Below are 25,093 nucleotides of genomic sequence, written 5' to 3'. Positions count from 1 at the left end.
ATTTCTTTATACAGCGTACTGGCTACTAGATAAGCCATTTCTGCCTATACTTTATCATAAAATAGGTACCCTGACAAAAATCTGCTACGACACAAAAAAACAACCCCGAACTCAACGAGATTGTTTAATCATATCTTATTTATCAAGTGGTTTGCGGAGGAATCCGAAAAGGATACCTGATACCACAGCACCAATCAAGATGAAGAGAAGGTAGAGAAGGGCATTTGATGTGAGGGCGATAACGAAGATACCTCCGTGTGGTGCCATCAATTTGATTCCTGCCATACCTACGAGAGCACCTGTAAGAGCTGAACCGACGATAAAGCTTGGGATAGCGCGTGCTGGGTCAGCTGCACCAAATGGGATCGCACCTTCAGTGATGAATGAGAGTCCCATAACGATGTTTGTCAAACCAGAGTTGCGTTCTTCTTCGGTGAATTTATCTTTAAATAAGAGTGTCGCTACAAAGACTGCCAATGGAGGAACCATACCAGCTGCCATAACTGCTGCCATAACAACTGAACCACCTGAAGTCACTGTTGCTGCGAGAGTACCTGTACCAAAGACATAAGCTGCTTTGTTGACTGGTCCACCCATATCCACTGCCATCATACCACCAACAAGGAGACCAAGTAATACGGCTGAGCTTCCTGACAAGCTTGACAAGAAGTTATTAAGACCAGTATTGATTGCTGCCATTGGGATATTCACTGCCAACATCAAGAAACCTGTAGCAAATACACCTAGAAGTGGCAAGAGCAAGATAGAACGGATTCCTTCAAGAGCACGTGGGATACCTGCCAAGAGTTTACGAAGAACGAGGATAACACCACCTGCAAGGAAACCACCAACAAGAGCTCCAAGGAAACCTGAAGATACACCAGCAAGGGCAAGGGTTGCTTTACCACCTGAACCAAATGGAACTCCGCCAAAGGCTGCACCACTTGAAGCAATAGCACCAGCTACGAAACCTGAAACCAAACCTGGTTTTTCAGCGATAGAATAAGCAATGTAACCTGCAAGTACTGGAAGCATGAAGCCAAAGGCCGCACCACCAATTGCTTTGAATTGAGCAGCAATTTCGTGGTAAGAACCAAGTTGTGACAATTGATCTTTAGGAACACCCATGATTTGGTCAAGCAAGAAGGCAAGCGCAATCATGATACCACCACCGATAACGAATGGGAGCATTTGTGATACCCCACTCATCAAGTGTTTATAGAAGGCACCACCGAGGCTCAATTTCTCACTTGATTCTTGAGCAGCTCCAGCATTTTCGGCATGGAAGACTTCAGCCTTACCATCCAAGATATTTTGGATTAATTCTTGAGGTTGACGAATACCTGCAGCGACTGGTTTAGAAAGCAATTTTTTACCATCAAAACGTGCTGTTTCAACTGCCTTGTCTGCCGCTACGATAACACCTACAGCCTTACTGATTTCTTCAGCAGTCAATGGTGTTCCGACACCTGAAGCACCGTTAGTTTCAACACGAACATTGACTCCCATTTCTTCACCTGTTTTAATCAGTGATTCTTCAGCCATGTAAGTGTGAGCAATACCAGTTGTACAAGCTGTTACAGCTACAATAAGTGGTTTATCGCTTGAAGCTGCTTCTTTAACAGCTTGTGCTTTCTTAGCTTCCTCAGCTTGTGCTTCTTCTTCGCCAGTATTAAAAGCAGCAATCACTTCATCTGGAGAAGTTACCTTACGCAAACGATCTGCAAAACCATCTTGCATAAGATATTTTGACAACTCAGCAAGAGCTGCCAAGTGAGTGTCATTTGCTCCCTCTGGAGCAGCAATCATAAAGAAGAGGTCTGTAGGTTGACCATCAAGTGATTCGTAATCTACACCTTTATTAGATTTAGCAAAAAGTACTGTTGCTTCTTTTACTGCAGCATTTTTACTGTGTGGCATAGCGATTCCATCACCCAAACCAGTTGATGTTTGTGCTTCACGAGCCATAATGCCTGCTTTGAAAACATCAAAGTCGGTCACAACACCATTGTCAACCAAGCTGTTAATCATTTCATCGATAGCAGCTTCTTTTGTAGTTGCTTGAAGGTCAAGCAACATGACTTTTTTGTTCAGTAAGTCCTGAATTTTCATAGTTTTTCTACCTCTACTTTATTGTATGTTTCTTTAATAAATTCAATTGTCGCTAAGTCATCTGAGAAAGCTGTAGATGTTCCACATGCTACTCCCCATTTGAGAGCCTCAATTGGATCACTTGATTTAACAAACTCACCAGTGAAACCAGCAACCATTGAGTCACCCGCACCAACAGAGTTTTTAACTCTCCCCTTAATTGGTTTGGCAAAGTAAGCAGCCTCTGGTGTGACAAGCAGAGCCCCATCACCTGCCATTGAGATGATAACGTTTTGCGCCCCCTTAGCCAGGATTTCACGCGCATATTTTTCAACATCAGCCAAACCATTAAGTTTGACATTGAAAATAGCTTCTAACTCATGGTTATTTGGTTTTACCAAGAGTGGTTGGTAAGCCAAGGAATCAAGCAAGGTTTGACCTTCAAAGTCACAGACAACCTGTGCACCAGTTTCACGCACTAGTGGAATCAGTTTGTTATAGACCTTGTTTCCAAGATTGCTTGGTGCTGATCCAGCAAAAACAACCACATCATCAGCACTTACACTTGAAAGAACTGCTTCCAATTCAGCCAATTGATACTCATTAATGACAGGTCCTGCCCCGTTAATTTCAGTTTCTTGGTCAGCCTTGATTTTAACATTAATACGTGTGTCTTGATCCACAGCTACAAACTTGGTTTTAATACCTTCTGCATCCAAACCATCTGTCACAAAACGTCCTGTAAAACCACCGATGAAGCCCGTTGCAGTATTATCAACACCTAAACGTTGCAAAATACGACTAACATTAATCCCCTTACCGCCAGCGAACTTATCATCACTCTCCATGCGGTTAACTTCACCAATCTCTACTTTGTCGATACGAACAATGAAGTCGATTGATGGATTCAGCGTTACAGTATAAATCATACTTCAATAACCCTCGTTTTCTCTTTTAATTCTTTTAGGAGCTCTTCTTCCGAAGCATTTGTAATTATGGTTACTTTCTCGACCTCGGCTACCTTAGCATAGGTAATCTGACCAAGTTTAGAGGCATCCGCTAGAACATAGGCCTTTTGCGCATTAGCTATAACCGTCCGTTTAATAACTGCTTCTTCCATGTCTGGTGTGGTGAAATAATTAGCATCAACGCCATTAGCACCAATGAACGCACAATCAAAATTCAGTTGTCTGATTTGCTCTTGAGCAGTACTTCCAATAGAAGCATCCGTTGAATGTTTAACCTTTCCTCCAACAATCCTAGTGCTAACACCAAGATCTACTAGCTTAACCGCATGGTGGATAGAATTAGTCACAACAGTTACCTGACGATTAGCCAAATGTGGAATCAAAAGTTCATTTGTTGTACTAGCCTCAAGAAAGACGACATCACCTTCCTTAATCAAATCGGCAGCATAACCAGCTAACTGAGCCTTTTCTTGAACGTTTCTAATAGCTTTTTGACTATTGGCAATTTCTTCCTTTAGACCATAAATGCTTTCAGCACCGCCATGAACACGTTTAAGTTGGCCATCTGCCGCTAACTCGTCCAAGTCGCGACGAATCGTCGACTCGGAAGTATCACTTAACAAAACAGTTAGGTTTTCCAAAGTGACAAAACCATCTTGTTTCAACTGAGACAAGATAATCTGCTTACGTTCAGACTTTAGCATAATCTCTCCTTCTGTAATCGTTTACAAAATCTATTATACTAAATTTTTAATAACTGTCAACTAGAAACAGTCAAAAAAAATCAAAATATTTCATTATAAAACACTTATCTATCAAAATGACGCAATTTGATAAGAAAGTTCTTACATTTTCAAAAAGAATACCCCTTTCAGTATGAAGGGCAAAATAAAAAAGCCTTTCGGCTCTCTTATCTTATTTGGCATAGTCAACCGCACGGAATTCACGAATGACTGTAACCTTAATATTTCCTGGGTAATCCAAATTCTTCTCAATTTGTTCACGTACCTTGTGAGACAAGATTGTAACTTCATCATCTGAGATTTTATTTGGATGAACCATAATACGAATCTCACGACCAGCTTGAAGGGCGAAGCTTGTTTGAACACCGTCAAAGCTTGATGCAATTTCTTCCAAATCACGAAGGCGTTTGACATAATTCTCAACAGATTCATTACGAGCCCCTGGACGAGCCGAACTCAAAGCATCTGCTGCAGCCACAATAACTGCAATAACGCTCTCAGGTTCTACATCGCCATGGTGGCTGGCAATGGCATTGACCACAACTGGATGTTCTTTGTACTTACGTGCAAACTCTGCACCAATCTCTACGTGGCTACCTTCGACTTCTTTGTCAATGGCTTTCCCCATATCGTGAAGGAATCCAGCACGACGAGCAAGGGCAACATTTTCACCCAATTCACCAGCCATGATACCTGCTAGTTTACCAACTTCAACTGAGTGACGAAGGACGTTTTGACCATACGACGTACGGAACTGCAAGCGTCCCATAATCTTAATCAAATCAGGATGAAGATTCATAGCGCCAATTTCGTAGGCTGCCTCTTCACCATATTCACGGATACGGTTATCCATTTCCTGACGGCTCTTCTCAACCAACTCTTCAATACGAGCCGGATGGATACGACCATCCTTAATCAAGGCCTCGAGAGTCATACGTGCAATTTCACGACGAACTGGATCAAAACCAGAAAGGACAACCACTTCTGGAGTGTCGTCAATAATAACGTCAATACCAGTTAGACTTTCAAGCGTACGGATGTTACGCCCCTCACGTCCAATGATACGACCTTTCATATTGTCATCTGGAAGGTGAACAGTGGTTACTGTTTGTTCAGTAACATAATCTCCAGCCAAGCGTTGCATAGCTTGCGCCAACAAATTTTTGGCCTTCTTATCAACAGTATCTTTAACCTGTGCTTCTGCATCTTTGATACGTGTTGCAATCTCATGAGTCAGATTATTCTCAGTCTCCGTTAAGATTACCTCACGCGCCTCTGCAATGGTCATCTGACCAACACGTTCAAGTTCAGCTTGTTTCTCAGCCTCCAACTGAGTCACATTCTCTTCACGCTCATTAAGATGTTTAGATTTGTCAGCAAGACTCTGCTCTTTCTTCTCGAGGGTAAGTTCTTTACTTGATAGATTTTCATCCTTACGATCAAGGCTGGTTGCACGTTCTGTTAAACGATTTTCCATTTGTTTAAGCTCTTGACGTTCAGATTTGAATTCTTTTTCAATATCTTCTCGATATTTTCTAGCTTCCTCTTTTGCTTCTAACAAGAACTCTTTACGTTGAGCCTTACTTTCGCGTTCAGCAGTCACACGCAGATGATCTGCATCATGTTCCGCCTGACTGCGAAGGTTCACAGCGTCTTGTTCTGCCTTTAGCAAGGTAGTTTCTGCTTGTTCCTTAGCTTTGCTAAGTTTAATAGAAATTGCTAAATATCCAACGACTAAACCAATGAGTGCAAAGACAACTAAAATTATCATGTTTATCATGTCTTTACCTCAACTTTTCTAAGGTTTCCCTAAAGAAAACCGTCTTTTAGTGTATCATATTTATAGCTTTTTCTCAAATAAATACTAGAACTTTAAACTGATTTTGTGGTATCATAACTCTATTAGAATAGGGAGGTATTACCATGCCAAAAGACGTTACTGTTGAAAGTTTTGAACTTGATCACACTATTGTAAAAGCACCTTATGTCCGTCTTATTTCAGAGGAAGTTGGACCTAAAGGAGATATCATCACAAACTTTGATATCCGTTTGATTCAACCTAATGAAAACAGTATTGATACAGGTGGTCTTCATACTATCGAACACCTACTCGCTAAACTGATCCGTCAACGTATCGATGGCCTTATTGATTGCTCACCATTTGGTTGCCGTACAGGTTTCCATATGATTATGTGGGGTAAACAAGATCCTACAGAAATTGCCAAAGTTATCAAATCTAGTCTTGAAGCTATTGCTAACGAGATTACATGGGAAGATGTTCCAGGGACTACCATTGAATCTTGTGGTAACTACAAGGATCACAGTCTTCATTCAGCTAAGGAATGGGCTAAACTTATCCTTGAACAAGGTATCTCAGACCAAGCCTTCGAACGCCATACCGTATAAAAAACATTGGGGTATATCCCAATGTTTTTTAATATTTTCTAAAACGTTGATAACGCGCTTCAAGTAAGTCTTCTGTTGATAATTGGCTTAATTCAGCCAACTCATCTACAATTGCTGTCTTAATTGCTTCAATAATTTCACTTGTAAAGTAACCACGTTCTGGGATAACCTTATCAACGATTCCCATGTTAAGCAACTCGCCTGATGTAATCTTCATCAACTCTGCCGCCTCTTCTGAACGTGAGCCGTCTTTCCAGAGGATAGTTGCAAATCCTTCAGGACTCAAGATAGAATAGATGGTATTTTCAAGCATCCAAACCTTATCGGCTACTGCCAAGGCAAGAGCTCCTCCCGAACCACCTTCACCAATGATAATGGCAATAATTGGCACCTTAAGGTCGCTCATTTCCATAAGGTTACGAGCAATAGCTTCACCTTGTCCACGTTCCTCTGCCCCAACACCAGGATAAGCACCTGCAGTATTGATAAAGGTAACGACTGGACGACCAAACTTTTCAGCCTGTTTCATGAGGCGAAGAGCCTTCCGATAACCCTCTGGATGAGGTTGCCCAAAGTTACGATTGAGATTATCTTGTAGGTTTCTACCTTTTTGGATACCCACTACAGTAACCGCTTGGCCATTTAAACGACCAATACCACCAATAATGGCACCATCGTCACGGAAATTACGATCGCCATGAAGTTCGATAAAGTCATCGAAGATTCCTTGGGCAAAGTCCAAAGCAGTTAAACGGCCTTGGTCACGCGCTTCTTTTAAAATACGTGCTACGTCGCTCATTGAACACCTCCATGGAATGATAAGAGTGTGGCAATGGTATCAGCCAACTCTGTACGTTTAACAATGGCATCAACAAAACCATGTTCTTGAAGGAACTCAGCCTTTTGAAAATCATCTGGCAAAGTTTCGCGAACTGTGTTCTCAATGACACGACGACCTGCAAAACCAATCAAGGTTTGTGGCTCAGCTAAGATGATATCGCCTTCCATGGCGAAACTTGCTGTAACTCCACCAGTTGTTGGATCTGTCAATACAGTCAAATACAACAAGCCAGCATTCGAATGACGTTTTACAGCGGCTGAAATCTTAGCCATCTGCATCAAACTCATGATTCCTTCTTGCATACGAGCACCACCAGATGCTGTAAAAATAACAACTGGAAGTTTTTCCTCAATCGCATGTTCAAAGAGTTTGGTGATTTTCTCACCAACAACAGTTCCCATTGAAGCCATGATAAAGTTAGAATCCATAATGGCCAAGGCTGCTTTTTGCCCCTTGATTGTTGCAACACCGGTTACAACAGCTTCATCAAGACCTGTTTTTTCCTTAGTCGCTGCTAATTTCTCCATATAACCTGGGAAATTCAATGGATTTTCAGTTTTAATACCAGTAAAAAGTTCTTGGAATGAACCCTCATCAACCGTTAAATCGAGACGTTCTTTAGCGGAAATACGGAAGGTATAAGAACAATTTGGACAGATTTTAGCTTGTCCCAAGTCCTTTTGATAAATAGCTTGCTTACAACCAGGACATTTGGCAAAAAGTTCATCTGGAACTTCTGGTACTTGGTGATCAACCCCATTACGTACAGAACGGTTAGGATTGATACGGATATACTTTTCTTTTCGATCAAATAATCCCATAAACTTTATTCCTCACGATTCTGATAATCTGGTAGGAAGGTCTCCATCAAGAAGGAAGTATCATAATCCCCAGCGATAACGCTACGATCTGAAATCAAATCCAACTGGAAGTCAGCATTAGTCACAACACCATCGATTTCGAGCTCGTAAAGGGCACGTTGCATCTTCATGAGTGCCTCAAATCGATTCTCTCCATGAACAATGATTTTGGCAATCATTGAATCATAGTAAGGTGGAATAGTATAGCCAGGATAAACTGCACTGTCTACACGAAGACCAACACCACCACTAGGTAGGTAGAGATTGCTAATTTTCCCTGGACTAGGTGCAAAGTTGAACTTAGGATTTTCTGCATTGATACGACACTCAATAGCATGTCCCTTGATTTCAATATCATCTTGGGTCACAGAGAGTTTTTCACCTGCGGCAATACGGATTTGTTCTTTAACAATATCCACACCACTTACAAATTCTGTAACTGGGTGCTCAACTTGAACACGGGTGTTCATTTCCATAAAGTAGAACTGACCTGTTTTCTCATCAAGAAGGAACTCGATAGTACCCGCATTTTCATAATTAACAGCCTTAGCGGCACGGACAGCCGCTGAACCAATTTCGTGACGAAGTGTCTTACCAATAGCAACTGACGGTGATTCTTCCAAAACCTTTTGGTTATTACGTTGAAGAGAGCAATCACGCTCACCTAGGTGAACAATATTACCATAGCTATCTCCCAAAATTTGAACCTCGATATGACGAGCTGGGTAAATAACTTTTTCAATATACATCGCCCCATTACCAAAGGCTGCTTTAGCTTCTTGTGACGCAGATTCGAAGGCAGGAGCTAACTCTTCTTCAGTGTTAACCTTACGAATCCCCTTACCGCCACCACCAGCAGAAGCCTTAAGCATTACTGGGTAACCAAGACGGTTGGCAACCTCTAAAGCCTCCTCAACTGTAAAGACTTCACCATCTGAACCAGGAATTACAGGGACATTAGCCTTAATCATTTCAGCACGGGCATTGATTTTATCACCCATCTTGTCCATGACTTCGCCTGAAGGACCAATAAACTTGATGTTCATTTCTTCACAGAGAGTGGCAAATTTAGAGTTTTCACTCAAGAAACCAAACCCTGGATGAATAGCTTGAGCCTCAGTCACAATAGCAGCTGATAGGACACGATTCATATTCAAATAAGAATCCGTTGATTTTGCAGGCCCGATACAAATAGCTTCATCAGCAAGCATAGTATGGAGAGAATCCTTATCCGCTTCAGAATAAATAGCAACCGTTTGGATACCCAATTCACGCGCTGCACGGATAATACGCACTGCAATTTCACCACGATTGGCAATCAATAATTTTTTAAACATAAAACAAGATAACATCAGACATTTTTTGATAGTCTGTGTTGATTTCCTTTCTATGTGATAGACCAATATCTAAAGAAAAATCCTTTCCGACTGTCGCCAGAAGGATTTTCACAAAACATTAGCTTCCAATAGCAAAAGTCAAAGTACCTGATGCAGCAAGTTTACCATCGACTTCAGCCTTAGCTTCAACAACAGCAATTGTTCCACGACGTTTAACAAACTTAGCTGTCATAACAAGTTGGTCACCAGGAACCACTTGTTTTTTAAATTTAACCTTATCCATACCTGCATAAAAGACTAATTTGCCCTTGTTTTCAGGTTTAGACAATTCAAGAACACCAGCTGTTTGCGCAAGAGCTTCCATGATAAGAACACCAGGCATAACTGGGTATTGAGGAAAATGTCCATTAAAGAAAGGTTCATTGATCGTTACATTTTTAATAGCTGTGATTTCGTCTTCTGAAACTTCTAGCACACGGTCAACCAAAAGCATTGGATAACGGTGTGGTAAAGCTTCACGAATAGCATTAATATCAATTGTCATTTGATGCGTACCAATCCTTTTCCGTAGTCAACAACTTCTTCATTCGCTACCAAGATTTCAGTAATAACACCATCTTTAGGTGCTGGCACTTCATTCATCACCTTCATTGCTTCAACGATAAGAAGCGTTTGACCTTTCTTAACAGTATCACCAACAGAAACAAAGGCTGGTTTTTCAGGTGATGGAGACAAGTAAGCCACACCAACAAGTGGACTTTCAACCACTTCACCTTCAGCAGCTTGAGCAGGAGCTTCTTCAACTGGTGTTGCTGGAGTTTCAACAGCGGCAGGTGCTGAAACTGGAGCAACTGGAGCTTGAGGAGCTGGCGCAACTACTTCAACTGTAGGAGCTACTGGGGCAGCTGTTACTGAACTTGTTTGATTTTTGCTCAAGTTCAATTCTTCACCATTATTTTTGTATGAAAATTCACGTAAAGTTGAAGCATCAAATTGAGCCAATAAATCTTTGATTTCAGAAATATTCATGGATTAAGCCTCCCAACGTTTAAAGGCAAGAACAGCATTGTGTCCACCAAAACCGAAGGTATTTGAAATTGCATACTCAATATCAGCTTCTTGACCTTCACCATAAACAACATTAGCTTCGATGTAGTCAGACAATTCTTTTGTACCAGCAGTTTTCGGTACATAGCTATGACGAATAGCTTCAATGGTTGCAATAGCCTCAACTGCACCAGCAGCACCTAGCAAGTGACCTGTAAATGATTTAGTAGATGAAACTGGAACATCTTTACCAAGGACAGAAACAATGGCACCACTTTCACCCTTTTCATTAGCAGGTGTTGATGTCCCGTGAGCATTGACATAATCAACATCTTCAGGTTTGATACCAGCTTCATTGATAGCCAATTTAATTGCTTTAGCAGCACCTGAACCGTCTGGAGTTGGTGTTGTCATGTGGTAGGCATCACAGTTTGATCCGTAACCAACAATCTCAGCCAAGATGTTAGCACCACGTTTTTGGGCATGTTCCAAGCTTTCGATAACGAGAACCCCTGCACCTTCACCCATAACAAAACCATTACGGTCTTTATCAAATGGAATTGATGAACGTTCTGGATCCTCTGTTGTTGAAAGTGCTGTAAGAGCATTGAAACCACCAATACCAATCTTAGTGATTGAAGCTTCAGCACCACCAGCCAAGACAACATCATGCAAACCGAATTTAATTTCACGGAAGGCTTCACCGATTGCATCATTGGCAGAGGCACAAGCAGTCGTCACTGATTTACATACCCCTTGAGCACCAATTTTAAGAGCAATGTTACCAGCACCCATGTTTGAAAGTGCTTTAGGGATAAACATTGGTTTGATACGTTTCATCCCACGTTCGTGCATACGAATGATTTGATCTTCAAGTTCTTGAAGACCACCGATACCAGATGATACGATGACACCAACACGATCACGATCTTCTTCTTCCATGTTAAGTCCTGAATTTTCAAGAGCTTCCATAGCAGCATAAATCGCATAAAGTGAGTAAGTGTCCATACGGTTAGTATCTTTTTTCACAAAGTACTTATCGAACGGGAAATCTTGGATCTCACCAGCGTTAAAGACTGGAATTTCAGAAGCATCGAACTTCGTAATTGGTTTGATACCAATTTTACCGTCATGAAGACTGTTCCAAAATTCTTCTGGTGTATTACCGATTGGTGAGGTTACGCCGTAACCTGTAACAACAACACGATTTGTAGACATATATATTCTCCTTTTGTCGGATGGATATTCTAGTAAATGATTTTTTGATATTGACATTCAATTATTGCATGGTCATACCACCATCAATAGCGATGGTTTGACCTGTGAGATATTCTTGACTAGCCAAGAATGCTGCAACTTCAGCCACTTCTTCTGCTTGACCAATACGTTTCATTGGCACTTGAGCAATCATAGCATCTTTCATTTTCTCTGGAATAGCGTCAGTCATATCTGATTCAATGAAACCAGGAGCAATAGCATTGACACGGACACCACGAGCCGCAACTTCACGCGCAACTGATTTTGTAAAACCAATCAAACCAGCTTTTGAAGCCGCATAGTTAGCTTGACCAATATTCCCCATGAGACCTACAACAGATGACATATTGATGATGGCACCTTGACGAGCCTTAGACATTGGTTTTAAGACAGCCTGTGTCATATTGAAAGCACCAGTCAAGTTGATTTTCAAGACACGTTCAAAATCTTCTTCACTCATCTTCAACATCAACTTATCGTTAGTGATACCAGCATTATTAACTAGCACATCAACACTACCAAGCTTTTCAATAGCTTCAGCTACCATACGTTTAGCATCTTCACCGTTAGAAATATCACCTGAGATACCTACAACAGTTACACCATAATCTGCAAACTGTGCAAGCAAGTCCTCAGAGATTTCAGAACGTCCATTTAGAACAACATTGGCACCAAGACTAGCAAATTTGTGTGCCACAGCTAATCCAATTCCACGTGTTGAACCTGTTACAAAAACATTTTTATTCTTAAGTTCCATGTTTACCTCGTTTTAAACATTAAGAAGGGCATCAAGACTAGCTTGATCTTCAACATTATGAGTTGGTAAGGTTTTATCAATTTTCTTCAAGAAGCCTGACAAGACTTTTCCTGGACCAATCTCAATTACTTCATCTACACCAAATTCTTGGATAGTGGCAATCGAATCATAAAAACGTACAGGTTCCATCACCTGACGAGCCAAAAGTGCTTTGACGTCTTCTGACTTCATGATTTGAGCCTCAGTATTACCTACCAAAGGAAGCTTAAAGTCAGTGAATGACACTTTCTCAAGTTCTGCTGCCAATTTTTGACTAGCTGATTCAAGTAAAGCTGTATGGAACGGTCCTGAAACATTAAGAGGAATCAGACGTTTAGCACCAGCTTCTTTAAGCAATTCCACAGCATAATCAACAGCCTCAACTTCACCACCAATAACAATTTGTGCTGGAGTATTATAGTTAGCAGGCGTTACTACACCCTTTTCAGATGCTTTTTGACAGATTTCTTCAATCAAACTTGGATCTGTATTCATGACTGCAACCATTTTCCCACTTCCAGCAGGAGCCGCTGTTTCCATGAATTCTCCACGTTTAGCAACCAAGGCTACCGCATCCTCAAATGAGAGTGCTCCAGCCGCAACTAGGGCAGAATATTCACCCAAAGAGAGGCCGGCAACAATATCAGGAGTGATACCATTTTCTGCCAAAAGGCGATAAATGGCTACTGACGTTGTCAAAATAGCTGGTTGAGTATAGCGTGTCTGATTAAGTTTTTCTTCGTTAGAATCAATCAATTCACGCAAATCATAACCTAGAATACGACTAGCCGTATCAAATGTCTCTTTGACAACGGGATAAGTCGCATACAAATCGCTCGCCATGCCCAATTTCTGAGCCCCTTGACCAGCAAATAAGAACGCACGTTTTGTCACTATCCTAATCCTTTCGACGTTTTTAGACGTTTACATCTGCCCAACGAGCAGCTTCTTCTTTAATCACCTTGGCAGCACCTGTGTATAGGTCTTCCAAGATTTCTGCACATGTTTCTTCTTTACGAACAAGACCTGCAATTTGTCCAGCCATAACTGAACCATATTCCACATCTCCATCAACAACCGCGTTACGAAGGGCACCTGCACCAAGCTCTTCAATTTCCTCTTGAGTCTTCTTACCAGCCAAGAAATCTTTTTCAGCTTGGTTATATTCAGTAGCCAATTTATTCTTAATCGCACGAACTGGGTGTCCAACAACTGAGGCTGAAATAACAGTATCAATATCTTTAGCCTTCAAAATCATATCTTTGAAGTTTTGGTGTGCATTAGATTCTTTAGCAACAGCGAAACGCGTACCAACCTGAACGGCTTCTGCTCCAAGCATAAGAACAGCAGCCATACCACGTCCATCAGCAACACCACCAGCTCCAATAACTGGGATAGATACCGCATCAGCAACTTGGCGAACAAGTGCCATAGTTGTCAATTTACCGATGTGACCACCAGCTTCCATACCTTCTGCGACAACAGCATCTGCTCCAAGTTTTTCCATACGTTTAGCAAGTGCTACCGATGGAATAACTGGGATTACTGTAATTCCAGCTTCGTGGAAACGCTCCATATATTTACCTGGGTTTCCGGCTCCTGTTGTAACAACCTTAACGCCCTCTTCGATAACGAGGTCGACGATGTCATCTGCAAATGGTGACAAAAGCATGATATTAACACCGAATGGTTTGTCAGTGATTTGTTTTACTCTATCAATGTTAGCTTTTACCACTTCTTTAGGGGCATTACCACCACCAATAATTCCGAGTCCACCAGCATTTGAAACGGCTCCTGCCAAGTCGCCATCAGCAACCCAGGCCATACCACCTTGGAAGATTGGATATTTAATTCCTAACAGTTCTGTAATACGAGATTTCATTTTGCACCTTTTTTCGATTTTCTAATCAAATAAATAGTTTAATAATCAAAGTAATTGTATAAACAAAGGAGAATATCCCAAATAAGAATATTCTCTATGCCCTGCTTATTTAGTTTTTTCTTCTACGTAAGCAACAAGGTCACCAACAGTGTTAAGACCTTCTTCAGTTTCGATTTGGATATCGAACTCATCTTCGATTTCTGAGATAACTTGGAACACGTCAAGTGAGTCAGCGTCAAGTTCGTCAAAAGTAGTTTCTACTTTTACTTCTTCTGCATCTTTCCCAAGTTCTTCAACGATGATTTCTTGTACTTTTTCAAATACTGCCATTTTAATTTCTCCTTTAAGATAAATATATTTCTTATAATCTATGCTGGTGCATAATTTATATAACTAGATTTTAACAATAAGACTGCCCCATGTCAAACCCCCACCAAAACCTGATAAGAGAATTGTTTGACCGCTGTCTAATTTTAAGGTCCCATTCGCCACGTTTTCAGAAAGCAGAATTGGGATACTTGCCGCACTGGTATTACCATAAGACATCATGTTTGCCAAGAATTTGTCACGACTGACATCAATTTTCTTAGCCATAATATCCAAAATACGAATGTTAGCTTGATGAAGAAGGAAGTAATCAGGCTCACCTTTTTCTTCAACCAAGGCCTTAATACTCTTTGAAACCGTCTTAACGGCAAAATCAAAGATTGCTTTCCCATCCATTTGCATATAGGGATTAGGCTGATCAGACTCATCTGAATAAGGCGAGATAACTGCAGAGGCTCCTGACTCAAGACCACCCTTGCTACCATCGGTATTTAAAGATTCACCAAAGAAATGTTCTTCTTCAGATTCCTCTAATAAAACACCGCCAGCACCATCTCCGAAAAGGACTGCTGTTGTGCGATCAGACCAGTCTAAAGTTTTTGAAAGAACTTCAGAACCAATGACTAAACCTTTTTTGTATGCGCCTGACTTTATCAATTTTTCTGCGGTTGCTAAAGCAAAGACAAACCCACTACATGCCGCAGTAATATCAAAAGCAAAGGCGTTGACTGCACCAATTGCTCCTTGAACTCGAGCCGCTACTGACGGCATAGAACTATCAGGAGAAATCGTTGCAACTAAAATAAAGTCTAGCTTCTCAGGAGCTAATCCTGATTTTTCTAATAGCTGATGAGCAACATTGGTAGCTAAATCACTCGTATTCTCATTCAATGAGATGCGACGTTCCTGAATACCTGTACGTGAGCGAATCCACTCATCGCTAGTATCCATGATTTTTGATAGGTCATCATTAGTCACGACCTGAGCAGGTGCATAATGGGCAACCTGACTAATTTTTGCAAATGCCATTATTTCAACTCCTCAAGAAATGCGTGGAGATTTTCCAATCCCTTGCTCATAACCTTCAATTCCTCGTCGTTAAAGCCTTCAGTAATCCGCATCACCATTGATTTATGAAAACGACGGTGAAGACGATATACCAAACGACCCTTTTTAGAAAGCGATAAATGGACCACACGACGGTCAACTGATGAACGCGTACGGACAATATAACCTTTCTTTTCAAGTTTATTGAGAGAAGTTGTTACAGTACCAAGAGTTAGCATGAGTTCTTTAGCTACTGCACTTGGTGTCGTATCTGGATGTGTACCGATCACATCAATGGTATGCATTTCCTTGAGGGAAACATCGTTAAATTTTGAATTCTTTAAACTCGCTTCTTCGATAATAACTACGTTATTAAAAATATCAACAAGATAGCCATCAATTTTGTCGTAATTCACACCAGACTCCTTTCAATAAAACTTTGACTTTCAAATTATATCAGACTCAAACTAATTTCGCAAGCCCGATTAAAAAACTTTAGTTTTTCTTTTAGAAAATGTGGCTATTTTCCTTGGAATTTAGGTCGACGACGCTCACTATAAGCACGTACCCCTTCTTTGAAGTCCTCAGTGAAGGCAAGAGATTTTTGCAAGTCAAGTTCCAACTTAGCGTAATTTTCCCATCCTGCAAATTCAGATTCCCAAACCATTTCTTTAATGGCTTTAAAGGAATTCACTGAAGAGCGGTTCAATTTTTTAATCAATTGACTCACAGTTTTTTCAAGTTTTTCTGACTCAACAACTTTGTAGGCAATTCCCCAGTCCAAGGCTTTTTCAGCTGATACTGGCTCTCCTGTCATGGTAATTTGAGTCGCACGGTTAATACCGATTGAACGTGTCAAAAGGTAGAGACCTCCAGCGTCAGGTGCCAAACCAACACCTACAAAAGCTTGGATGAATTTAGCTTTATCAGATGCAATCGTAAAGTCTGCTGCAACAGCTAAGTTAGCTGCAGCACCTGCACATGGTCCATCAACTACCATGATGACTGGCTTAGGCAATTTTTTAAGAGCAAAAGAAATTTCATTTACCTGCTCAGCAATACGAACCAAAGACTGTACATCATCTACAGCAACCGCTTTTTGCATTTGATCAAGGTCACCACCAACAGAAAAGACTTTTCCATTAGCATTGATTACCAAGAATTTTACTGACGCATCTTGTTTAGCTTCCTCAATTGCAGCCATAATCTCATCACAAACTGGAATATTAAATCCATTTTGTACTTCTGGACGATTAAGCGTTAAAGTTGCTACTCCATCTTCAACACTATAAAGAATTGTTTCGTAAGCCATTTTTTGCATTCCTCCGATAACTAGTTCCTACATGAAAACCGTATGTTCTTTATATTTTTATCACAATTTTATTTGATGAATAGATAATTTGATTATCAAATCATTCATCGTTAATTTCTAGTATACCATAGTCCATCTAAAGGTCAACAGAAACTTAGAGTTTTTTAATTTGATACATCAAAACACCGAGTTCTACAACTAACTCGGTGTCTCTTCTATTTTAATAAATCTAAAACATCCATAAGGTTATCCAACAAGCCTTTGGCTGCACCTTGATCCATGCCAAACCGATTATCTTTAATGGCCCAAACCTCAACACCTGCAGCGACTCCAGCAGCAATCCCCTTTTCGCTATCTTCGATAATCAGCGCCTGATTTGCTTCCACGTTCAAATGCTGTAATGCTGTCAGATAAATCTCTGGGTTGGGTTTACTCTCTTTAAATTCTTCTCCTGAGAGAACCACATCAAAGAAACCATTCAAATGATTTTCCTCCAAAGCTCTAAGGATATCTGCCTTTACTGAGCTAGAAGCTAAACCTATTTTCAACCCTCGAGAATTCACTTCATTCAAGACCTTGAAAACATCAGGAAAGATTAATTCTTTATAGGGTAAGGGGTTGTCTTGTTTATAGGCATTGTACTCTTCTTGTAAAGTTGGTACATCCCAGTTATCATAGTCATCTCTGAGAATATTTTCCCAAACTTGCTTGGTATTTCCACCTATAAAGAAAGACGGGGGTAAATGGTCTATTGAAATTCCCTTTTGAGCTAAGAAATTTGCACGTCGATCATAATAATATTTTTCAGTGTCAAAAAGGACACCATCCATATCAAAAATAATTGCCTCTACCACGGGATATCCTCCTTTTCTTTCCTTATTGTACCATAATCAGACTAAATCTTACTTGCTTTTAAAAACAATGTGACAAATTGTCAGAATTTTGCTATAATTGTAGAGTAATTTAAAATTTTTGGAGTAACTATGAAAGTCATCAAATTCGGTGGAAGCTCACTTGCTTCAGCCACACAATTAGAAAAAGTCTTAAACATTGTAAAATCTGACCCTGAACGTCGCTTTGTCGTAGTATCAGCCCCTGGTAAACGTAACGATGAAGATACCAAAGTCACAGACGCCTTGATTAAATACTATAAACACTACACAAAAGGTGCTGATGTCAAAGCTGACCAAGAATGGATTATTAACCGCTATCAAGCTATGGTCGATGAGCTAGGCTTCAAATCAACAGAAATGGCGAAGATTGCTAAATCTATCAACGATCTTGCCACTCTTCCTATTGAAGACAATGATTTCCTTTATGATACTTTCCTAGCTGCAGGGGAAGATAATAACGCAAAATTAATCGCAGAATATTTCCGTAATAACGGTATTGAAGCACGTTACGTTCACCCTCGCCAAGCTGGTATTTTTGTCTCAAGCGAACCTGGAAATGCTCGTATCCTTCCAGGAGCTTATGACAAGTTGGAAGAGCTTCGTGAATCAGATGAGGTTCTTGTAATCCCTGGTTTCTTCGGTGTTACCCCTGATAATCAAATTTGTACTTTCTCACGTGGAGGCTCTGATATCACTGGTTCTATCGTTGCAGCTGGAGTTAAGGCAGATTTATATGAAAACTTCACAGATGTAGATGGTATTTTCGCAGCCCATCCTGGTGTCGTTCATGAACCACATTCAATTCCAGAGTTGACTTACAAGGAAATGCGTGAATTGGCGTATGCTGGCTTCTCAGTTCTTCATGACGAAGCCCTTCTCCCTGCCTACCGTGGTAAAATTCCACTCGTTATTAAAAATACAAATAACCCAGACCACCCAGGCACACGCATTATTCTTGAACACAAGGGTGCAACTGTCCCTGTCGTTGGTATCGCGAGTGATGATAAATTCGTCAGCATCAATATGACCAAATACCTCATGAACCGTGAAGTTGGTTTTGGACGTAAGGTCCTCCAAATTTTGGAAGATTTAAACATCCGTTGGGAACACATGCCTTCTGGAATCGATGATCTTTCAATCATTATTCGAGAACGTGAACTTACCCCAATCAAAGAACAAGAAATTCTTTCATACTTGACTCGTGAACTCGGTGTTGATGAAGTTGAAATTGAACATGGCCTTTCAATCCTCATGATTGTTGGTGAAAATATGAAAGACCACATCGGTGTTACAGCGACAGCGGCTAAAGCGCTCTCTGAAAAACATATTAACCTAGAAATGATTTCTCAAGGTTCTAGTGAGGTTTCTGTTATGTTTGTAATTGAAACCGAGCAAGAAAAAGCAGCTGTCAGAGCTCTTTACGATGCTTTTTTCCGTAGTGGTGATTAATCTAAAAACCTATCTCCTTCAAGGATAGGTTTTTTCTTTATGAAAAAATAAGTCATCTCTCATGATATCTACTCCAATAGAAAATTCGTTGAGCAATTATACACAGCAATTGCTAATCAAAAAACACTAACTTTCGTTAGTGCTTTTTTTACAAGATATTTTCGTAACTTTCACGAACGGCATCTGGCCAAACTGAAGTTTGAACCTCACCAATATGTTTCTTACGAAGCAAGAACATAGCCATACGTGACTGACCAATACCTCCACCAATTGTTAGTGGGAAAAGGCCATGTAACAAGGCTTGGTGCCAATCCAATTTCAAACGATCTTGGTCGCCAGTAATTTCAACCTGACGTTTAAGGGCATCTTCATCAACACGAATACCCATTGATGACAATTCAAAAGCATGTCCTAATTGTTCATTCCAAACCAAGATATCCCCATTCAAACCATGGTAACCATTCTCAGACTCAGTTGTCCAGTCATCATAGTCAGGTGCACGACCATCATGTGGTTTTCCATCAGGAAGAACACCACCGATACCAATCAAGAATACAGCACCATATTCCTTAGTAATAGCATCTTCACGCTCTTTTGGTGTCAAATCAGGGTACTTCTCAACAAGTTCTTCTGAATGGATAAAGGTAATTTTCTTAGGTAAAATAGCTTCAATATCGTAACGTGCTTCAACTGCTAGCTCAGTCAAACGAATAACCTTATAAATGGTTTCAACAGTTTCTTTCAAGTAAGCGATATTACGATGTCCGTCAGGAATAACTTTTTCCCAGTCCCATTGGTCAACGTAAACAGAGTGCGTTGCATCCAATGAATCTTCATCTGGACGAAGAGCCTTCATATTAACCACGAGCCCTTCACCTTCATTGAAACCAAAACGAGCCAAAGTATGGCGTTTCCATTTTGCTAATGAGTGAACAACTTCGTACGTTGCGTCAGGAATCTGAAGCACATTAACAGTTACAGGATTTTCAATACCGCTCAAATTATCCTGCATACCATCCCCGACCTTACTCAAAATAGGCCCTTGTACTTCAACGACGTCAAGTTTATCAATCAAATACTGTGTAAAAGTATTCTTCACAAAAGAAATTTCCTCTTGTTGATGAATGAAGCTCTTTTTCATACGCTCCTCCTTTAAAAAATCGATAAGCCTATTATACTCCTATTTTTCAGAAAAATAAAGAAATTTTCCAACAATTTGGAAAATTTCTTGTTTTTTATGTTAGGTTTTATCACATTTTCTTAGTCAGCTTCACAACTGCTTCTGTTCGAGCGGTATGAGGAAACATGTCTACTGACTGAATATAATTAACATCATAAACTTTAGCCAAAGAAACTAGGTCTCTAGCCAAAGTAGATACATTACATGAAACATAAACCATTTTTTCAGGAGTGTAGGCCAGTATCGTTTTAAGTAGCTTATCATCTAAACCAGTTCTAGGTGGGTCCACAATAAGAGCATCTGCTCGATAGCCTTCCTTGTACCAACGAGGAATAATATCCTCAGCCTTACCCACCTCATAGTGAGCATTCTCCAACCCAAGTGATTTAGCATTCTTTCTAGCATCCTCAATAGCCTCTGGAATAATATCCATACCTCGAATACTCTTTACCTTATTTGCAAAAGCAAGTCCAATAGTACCAACCCCACAATAAGCATCAATAAGGTGTTCAGCCTTACCTACATCCAAAGCTTCAACGGCCTGACCATAGAGTACCTCTGTTTGTTGAGGATTCAACTGGTAAAATGCACGAGGAGAGAGAGCAAAGTTATAGTCCAGTACCTCTTCTTGAATAGTGTCTTGCCCCCAAAGAATTTCCGTCTCTTGACCATAAATCTCACTGGATTTCGAATAATTATAATTGACAGCAATTGTTACAATTTCTGGAAAACTTTCCGTCAATTCCTTAACTAATTTAGTGAAAGAAACTGATTTAGAGGTTACAAAAATCAACTGAACCTGATTTGAACCCAAAGCACGTCGTATCATAACCGTCCGAATTCCAGCAATTTTACGCTCATTATAAATTGGCAACCTGTATTTATCTAACAAATTTGTCACCTTATTCATGATGACTTGAGTTAGCTCATCCTGAACTAGGCAATCATCAATATTAATGAGGCGATGACTCCCTTCCGCAAATAAGCCAGCTTTGACTGAACCACCAAAAGAACGGGTTTGAAATTGTAGTTTGGCTCGATAATGTTGTGGTTGCTCCATCCCTATTGTTGGACGAATGTCATATGACTCAAAATTAGCCGGTTTAAACTTCTTCAAGGCTTGGCCTAGTAAGTCAGTTTTAAACTCTAATTGCTTATCATAACGAAGATGCATTAACTGGCAACCGCCACAGTCTTCATAAATACTACATGCAGGTTCAACACGAAACTTAGAAGGCTTATTAATCTTTAATAATTTCGCCTGAACAAAGTTTCTCTTGACAGAAACAACCTGACAGAACACCTCTTCACCCTTCAAAGCCCCTGGCACAAAAACTAGAGTTTTCTTATAAAAACCAATGCCTTCGCCATTGATTCCCATGCGTTTTATCTTAAGCGGGATACGCTGTTTCACTTGTAAATTCATACTACCATTCTAACATTTTGATATAATAATAACTATGAAAATCACAAAAATCGAGAAGAAAAAGAGACTTTATCTCCTTGAGATAGACAAAAAAGAGAGTCTCTACGTTACAGAAGATACCATCGTTAAATACATGTTGACCAAAGAAATGATACTGGACAAAAATCAACTAGAGGACATTAAATCCTATGCCCAGTTCTCACATGGTAAAAACTTAGCCCTCTATTTTATTTCATTTAAACAACGTACTGAGAAAGAGGTAAAAGATTACCTTTTTAAACATGAAATAAACCCTCATATAATTCCAAAAATTATTGATAATCTAAAAAGAGATCACTGGATTGATGATTACAAACTCCTAGAAAGTTTAGCTCAACAAAATCTGAATTCAGGCGATAAAGGAGCCTATGTGCTGAAGCAAAAATGGCTTCAAAAAGGTTGTAACAAACAGATCATTGACGATGTTTTAAGTCAATTCGATTTCTCAGAAATAGCCATTAGAGTAGCTTCAAAACTGTTTCGAAAATATCAGGGAAAACTACCATCTAAAGCCCTAAAAGATAAATTAACTCAAAGCCTTATCAATAAAGGTTTTTCATTTCAAGAAAGTAAACTAGCAATCGATCATCTAGAACTTGAAGCAGATGAAGAAACTGAACAAGCTCTCCTTTATAAAGAAATAGATAAGCAATATCAAAAATTTAGTAAAAAATACGACGGTTATGAACTTAAGCAGCGCTTGACACAATCTTTAGCCAGAAAAGGTTATGACTTTGATGCCATAGCATCCACTCTAAGAGAATATTTATAGGAATTCCCCCTCTTTTCACAAAATTATGATACAATAGTGGAGATAACCCTTATTGTAGAAAGAGGACGCCATGAAATTACCAAAAGAAGGCGACTTTATCACAATTCAAAGTTATAAGCATGATGGTAGTTTGCACCGTACTTGGCGCGATACTATGGTACTAAAGACAACTGAGAATGCTGTTATTGGCGTTAACGACCACACCCTCGTTACTGAAGCAGACGGAAGACGATGGGTAACACGTGAACCTGCTATTGTTTATTTCCACAAAAAATACTGGTTTAATATTATAGCCATGATTAGGGATAACGGCATTTCCTACTACTGCAATTTAGCTAGTCCATATATTTTGGACCAAGAAGCACTAAAATATATTGACTACGACCTAGATGTCAAAGTCTTCGCTGATGGTGAAAAAAAATTGCTAGATGTAGATGAGTATGAAACACATAAAAAAGAAATGCATTACTCTCCTGATATTGACTATATCTTAAAGGAACATGTTAAAATCTTGGTAGATTGGATTAACAATGGTAAGGGGCCATTTTCACAATCTTATGTTAACATCTGGTACAAACGTTATCTTGAACTAAGGAATCGTTAAAGTTGTCATAAAAAAGACTAGTAATAATACTAGTCTTTTTTTGCACTAAAAACTAATGCTTCAGAATCTAAGTCCATATTCAAAAGATAACGACCTTCTTCTACTTGAATAAGATACCCTAATAATTCTAAAGCATCAACAAAAATATTCCTCCTTTTTTGAAGTGCATATTCCTTCCTAACGTATTTTAAAAGAAAAGTCGTAACATGTTTCAAAAAATATTCAGAATTAACATCCCCTAATATGTCATATAATCTATTCTGCTCTTCCGATAATGGGAGATTTTCTCTTAATTTATAGAAATAATTTGAAATCGTAAGTTCGTCTCTCGTGATACTCGTTTGTTCGATAATAACAACTTCATTAGTAGAATTAGTTATCTCAGTAACAAATCTACGATTTAATAATTCTAAATAACAAGTAGAATCATCTTCAATAAAAAAATGCTGATCTAAGTCAATTGTAGAAGAATCAGACACTAGATTAATTAATAGACGATAACGCTTCTCAAATCGTTCAATATAGCCTGCTTTTACAAACTCCTCAATTAATTTATCTATATTCTTTTGAAAAGGAAACTCCCTTTTTATTGCTCTCAGGGTCACAGGCTGATTAAGATATAGATAATTCACTATTTCCATAAAAAAAACTTGCTTACATAGTTTGTTTGGGTTAAATTGTATTATCATAAGAAGTATTATACCATTAATCAGACCACTAAAAAAAGGCCTGACGGCCTAATTTTATGCATTAAAGCTTTCAGTCAACTGTGGTACTACTTGTTTCTTACGAGAAACGGCACCTTCAAGGAAAGCATGATTATTTTCTAAAACAAAATCAAAAGCATTTTCAACTTTATCAGCATTTGAACCAAGTGCAAGAATTTCTGAATTTGAATTAAGGATATCAGTAATCATTAAGACAAAGTCAGAGTATCCATTGTTTTTAATTGAGTTATTAATAGCTTCTTCGATTTCCTCTTGACGAGAAAGAACATCAGAAATATCAACTGTATTAACTTGTGCAACACGAACTTGATTACCATTCAATTCAAAAGTTTTGGCATCAATATCAATAAGTTCTTCAGCAGATTTTGATGAAAGATTAGTACCAGCTTTAAGCATAGCAAGTCCATATTCTTCCAAATTAACACCAGCAATTTCTGCAAGTTCAGCAGCAACTGCAGGATCTGAAGCATGTGTAGTTGGAGATTTAAGGAGAAGAGTATCCGAAATCAAACCTGACAAAAGCAAACCAGCCACTTCCTTAGGAACTTCAACATTGTTTTCTTTGAACATACGATAAACAATTGAAGAAGCTGATCCAACAGGTTCCAATCGCATCATTAATGGATTAGCGGTTTCAAAGTTAGCCACACGATGATGGTCTACTACCTCAATAACCTCAACATCCTTAATATCTGAAATAGATTGTTGAAACTCATTATGGTCTGTAAGAATTACTTGATTAACTCCCTCTGACAAAGCTGATTCAACAACTCGTGGTGCCTCAACACTAAAATAATCAAGAACGAAAGCTGTTTCTTCGTTAGGATTACCTAAAGCAACAGCTTCAGCATCAACACCAAGTTGACGTTTCAAATAAGCATATCCATAAGAAGACCCGATTGCATCAGAATCAGGGTTTTGATGACCAAAAACAAAAACTTTAGACATAAATTCACCTCAAAAATAGTATTATAAGATATTATAACATATAAAAAAAAGAAACAAAATAAAAAAGAGTAACCTAAGTTACTCTAAATATAGTCCGTACGGGATTCGAACCCGTGTTACCGCCGTGAAAAGGCGGTGTC

26 protein-coding genes are annotated in these 25,093 nt (G+C 39.4%); 4 read left to right on the top strand and 22 right to left on the bottom strand.

Annotation, left to right across the window (positions count from 1 at the left end; all coding sequences use genetic code 11):
• Positions 1–135 precede the first annotated feature (135 nt).
• The 4 genes from AX662_RS07355 to AX662_RS07340 all read right to left on the bottom strand — a co-directional run bounded on the left by AX662_RS07355 (position 136) and on the right by AX662_RS07340 (position 5,582).
• The gene (locus AX662_RS07355) at positions 136–2,112 is read right to left on the bottom strand and encodes a PTS fructose transporter subunit IIABC (RefSeq protein ID WP_002886665.1); all 1,977 of its coding nucleotides are present in this window, start codon (positions 2,110–2,112) and stop codon (positions 136–138) included.
• Entirely contained in the window at positions 2,109–3,020 is a 912-nt protein-coding gene (gene pfkB, locus AX662_RS07350) for a 1-phosphofructokinase (protein ID WP_060972056.1), read from the bottom strand. The genes AX662_RS07355 and pfkB overlap by 4 nt, the downstream gene beginning before the upstream one ends.
• On the bottom strand, positions 3,017–3,763 hold the full coding sequence (locus AX662_RS07345) for a DeoR/GlpR family DNA-binding transcription regulator (RefSeq protein WP_060972055.1): 747 nt from the start codon (positions 3,761–3,763) through the stop codon (positions 3,017–3,019). The genes pfkB and AX662_RS07345 overlap by 4 nt, the downstream gene beginning before the upstream one ends.
• A gap of 211 nt (positions 3,764–3,974) precedes the next feature.
• A complete protein-coding gene (locus tag AX662_RS07340) occupies positions 3,975–5,582 on the bottom strand; it encodes a ribonuclease Y (protein WP_049553800.1) in 1,608 nt (535 codons plus the stop codon).
• A gap of 143 nt (positions 5,583–5,725) precedes the next feature.
• On the opposite strand from AX662_RS07340, the gene AX662_RS07335 reads away from it, so the two are divergent.
• Entirely contained in the window at positions 5,726–6,208 is a 483-nt protein-coding gene (locus AX662_RS07335) for an S-ribosylhomocysteine lyase (RefSeq protein WP_002885585.1), read from the top strand.
• 28 nt (positions 6,209–6,236) lie between these two features.
• Here AX662_RS07335 and AX662_RS07330 read toward each other — a convergent pair whose 3' ends face one another.
• The 14 genes from AX662_RS07330 to AX662_RS07265 form a co-directional block, all read right to left on the bottom strand.
• A complete protein-coding gene (locus AX662_RS07330) occupies positions 6,237–7,007 on the bottom strand; it encodes an acetyl-CoA carboxylase carboxyl transferase subunit alpha (RefSeq protein WP_002886662.1) in 771 nt (256 codons plus the stop codon).
• The gene (gene accD / locus AX662_RS07325; protein ID WP_060972054.1) at positions 7,004–7,870 is read right to left on the bottom strand and encodes an acetyl-CoA carboxylase, carboxyltransferase subunit beta; all 867 of its coding nucleotides are present in this window, start codon (positions 7,868–7,870) and stop codon (positions 7,004–7,006) included. Before accD ends, AX662_RS07330 begins: the two co-directional genes overlap by 4 nt.
• Positions 7,871–7,875: 5 nt before the next feature.
• Positions 7,876–9,246 carry an acetyl-CoA carboxylase biotin carboxylase subunit gene (locus AX662_RS07320; protein WP_060972093.1) on the bottom strand — a complete coding sequence of 457 codons (1,371 nt, stop codon included), beginning with the start codon at positions 9,244–9,246 and terminating at the stop codon, positions 7,876–7,878.
• Between the two features lie 118 nt (positions 9,247–9,364).
• Positions 9,365–9,790: a 3-hydroxyacyl-ACP dehydratase FabZ gene (fabZ, locus tag AX662_RS07315; protein WP_002885470.1), complete on the bottom strand. Its 426-nt coding sequence runs from the start codon at positions 9,788–9,790 to the stop codon at positions 9,365–9,367.
• Positions 9,787–10,275: an acetyl-CoA carboxylase biotin carboxyl carrier protein gene (gene accB, locus AX662_RS07310; RefSeq protein ID WP_060972053.1), complete on the bottom strand. Its 489-nt coding sequence runs from the start codon at positions 10,273–10,275 to the stop codon at positions 9,787–9,789. The genes fabZ and accB overlap by 4 nt, the downstream gene beginning before the upstream one ends.
• 3 nt (positions 10,276–10,278) lie before the next feature.
• Positions 10,279–11,511: a beta-ketoacyl-ACP synthase II gene (gene fabF / locus AX662_RS07305; RefSeq protein WP_002885574.1), complete on the bottom strand. Its 1,233-nt coding sequence runs from the start codon at positions 11,509–11,511 to the stop codon at positions 10,279–10,281.
• 61 nt (positions 11,512–11,572) lie between these two features.
• Entirely contained in the window at positions 11,573–12,307 is a 735-nt protein-coding gene (fabG, locus tag AX662_RS07300; RefSeq protein WP_002886656.1) for a 3-oxoacyl-[acyl-carrier-protein] reductase, read from the bottom strand.
• A 12-nt stretch (positions 12,308–12,319) separates the two neighbouring features.
• On the bottom strand, positions 12,320–13,240 hold the full coding sequence (fabD, locus tag AX662_RS07295; protein WP_060972052.1) for an ACP S-malonyltransferase: 921 nt from the start codon (positions 13,238–13,240) through the stop codon (positions 12,320–12,322).
• Positions 13,241–13,262: 22 nt separating this feature from the next.
• Positions 13,263–14,228 (bottom strand): enoyl-[acyl-carrier-protein] reductase FabK, encoded by a 966-nt coding sequence (gene fabK / locus AX662_RS07290; protein WP_060972051.1) that lies wholly within the window; start codon positions 14,226–14,228, stop codon positions 13,263–13,265.
• Positions 14,229–14,333: 105 nt separating this feature from the next.
• A complete protein-coding gene (locus tag AX662_RS07285) occupies positions 14,334–14,558 on the bottom strand; it encodes an acyl carrier protein (RefSeq protein WP_002885495.1) in 225 nt (74 codons plus the stop codon).
• A 63-nt stretch (positions 14,559–14,621) separates the two neighbouring features.
• Positions 14,622–15,584 carry a beta-ketoacyl-ACP synthase III gene (locus AX662_RS07280; RefSeq protein ID WP_060972050.1) on the bottom strand — a complete coding sequence of 321 codons (963 nt, stop codon included), beginning with the start codon at positions 15,582–15,584 and terminating at the stop codon, positions 14,622–14,624.
• Positions 15,584–16,018, bottom strand: a complete 435-nt coding sequence (fabT, locus tag AX662_RS07275) for a fatty acid biosynthesis transcriptional regulator FabT (RefSeq protein ID WP_002885562.1) — start codon at positions 16,016–16,018, stop codon at positions 15,584–15,586. Before fabT ends, AX662_RS07280 begins: the two co-directional genes overlap by 1 nt.
• A 104-nt stretch (positions 16,019–16,122) precedes the next feature.
• Positions 16,123–16,914, bottom strand: coding sequence for an enoyl-CoA hydratase (locus AX662_RS07270; RefSeq protein ID WP_013990100.1), 792 nt, complete (start codon positions 16,912–16,914; stop codon positions 16,123–16,125).
• A 215-nt stretch (positions 16,915–17,129) separates the two neighbouring features.
• A complete protein-coding gene (locus AX662_RS07265) occupies positions 17,130–17,768 on the bottom strand; it encodes an HAD family hydrolase (RefSeq protein WP_002886650.1) in 639 nt (212 codons plus the stop codon).
• Positions 17,769–17,897: 129 nt separating this feature from the next.
• On the opposite strand from AX662_RS07265, the gene AX662_RS07260 reads away from it, so the two are divergent.
• Entirely contained in the window at positions 17,898–19,256 is a 1,359-nt protein-coding gene (locus tag AX662_RS07260; RefSeq protein WP_002890033.1) for an aspartate kinase, read from the top strand.
• 148 nt (positions 19,257–19,404) lie between these two features.
• Here AX662_RS07260 and asnA read toward each other — a convergent pair whose 3' ends face one another.
• Both asnA and rlmD read right to left on the bottom strand, forming a co-directional pair.
• Positions 19,405–20,397, bottom strand: a complete 993-nt coding sequence (gene asnA / locus AX662_RS07255) for an aspartate--ammonia ligase (protein ID WP_014633569.1) — start codon at positions 20,395–20,397, stop codon at positions 19,405–19,407.
• Positions 20,398–20,506: 109 nt separating this feature from the next.
• Positions 20,507–21,862: a 23S rRNA (uracil(1939)-C(5))-methyltransferase RlmD gene (rlmD, locus tag AX662_RS07250; protein WP_060972049.1), complete on the bottom strand. Its 1,356-nt coding sequence runs from the start codon at positions 21,860–21,862 to the stop codon at positions 20,507–20,509.
• Positions 21,863–21,896: 34 nt separating this feature from the next.
• Between rlmD and recX the strand changes: the two genes are divergently transcribed.
• Both recX and ntdP read left to right on the top strand, forming a co-directional pair.
• Positions 21,897–22,673, top strand: coding sequence for a recombination regulator RecX (gene recX, locus AX662_RS07245; protein ID WP_060972048.1), 777 nt, complete (start codon positions 21,897–21,899; stop codon positions 22,671–22,673).
• A 70-nt stretch (positions 22,674–22,743) separates the two neighbouring features.
• On the top strand, positions 22,744–23,277 hold the full coding sequence (ntdP, locus tag AX662_RS07240) for a nucleoside tri-diphosphate phosphatase (RefSeq protein WP_002886644.1): 534 nt from the start codon (positions 22,744–22,746) through the stop codon (positions 23,275–23,277).
• A gap of 29 nt (positions 23,278–23,306) precedes the next feature.
• Here ntdP and AX662_RS07235 read toward each other — a convergent pair whose 3' ends face one another.
• Together AX662_RS07235 and AX662_RS07230 are read right to left on the bottom strand one after the other, a co-directional pair.
• Positions 23,307–23,966 (bottom strand): DUF1803 domain-containing protein, encoded by a 660-nt coding sequence (locus AX662_RS07235; protein ID WP_060972047.1) that lies wholly within the window; start codon positions 23,964–23,966, stop codon positions 23,307–23,309.
• 54 nt (positions 23,967–24,020) lie between these two features.
• Positions 24,021–24,953, bottom strand: coding sequence for a manganese-dependent inorganic pyrophosphatase (locus tag AX662_RS07230; RefSeq protein ID WP_060972046.1), 933 nt, complete (start codon positions 24,951–24,953; stop codon positions 24,021–24,023).
• Positions 24,954–25,093: the final 140 nt, after the last annotated feature.

The sequence above is a fragment of the Streptococcus sp. CCH5-D3 genome, assembly GCF_001556435.1.
In the GTDB taxonomy this organism is placed as follows: Bacteria; Bacillota; Bacilli; order Lactobacillales; family Streptococcaceae; genus Streptococcus.
Note: the sequence above shows the minus strand (reverse complement) of the source record. Positions and strands in the feature narration are given on the sequence as shown.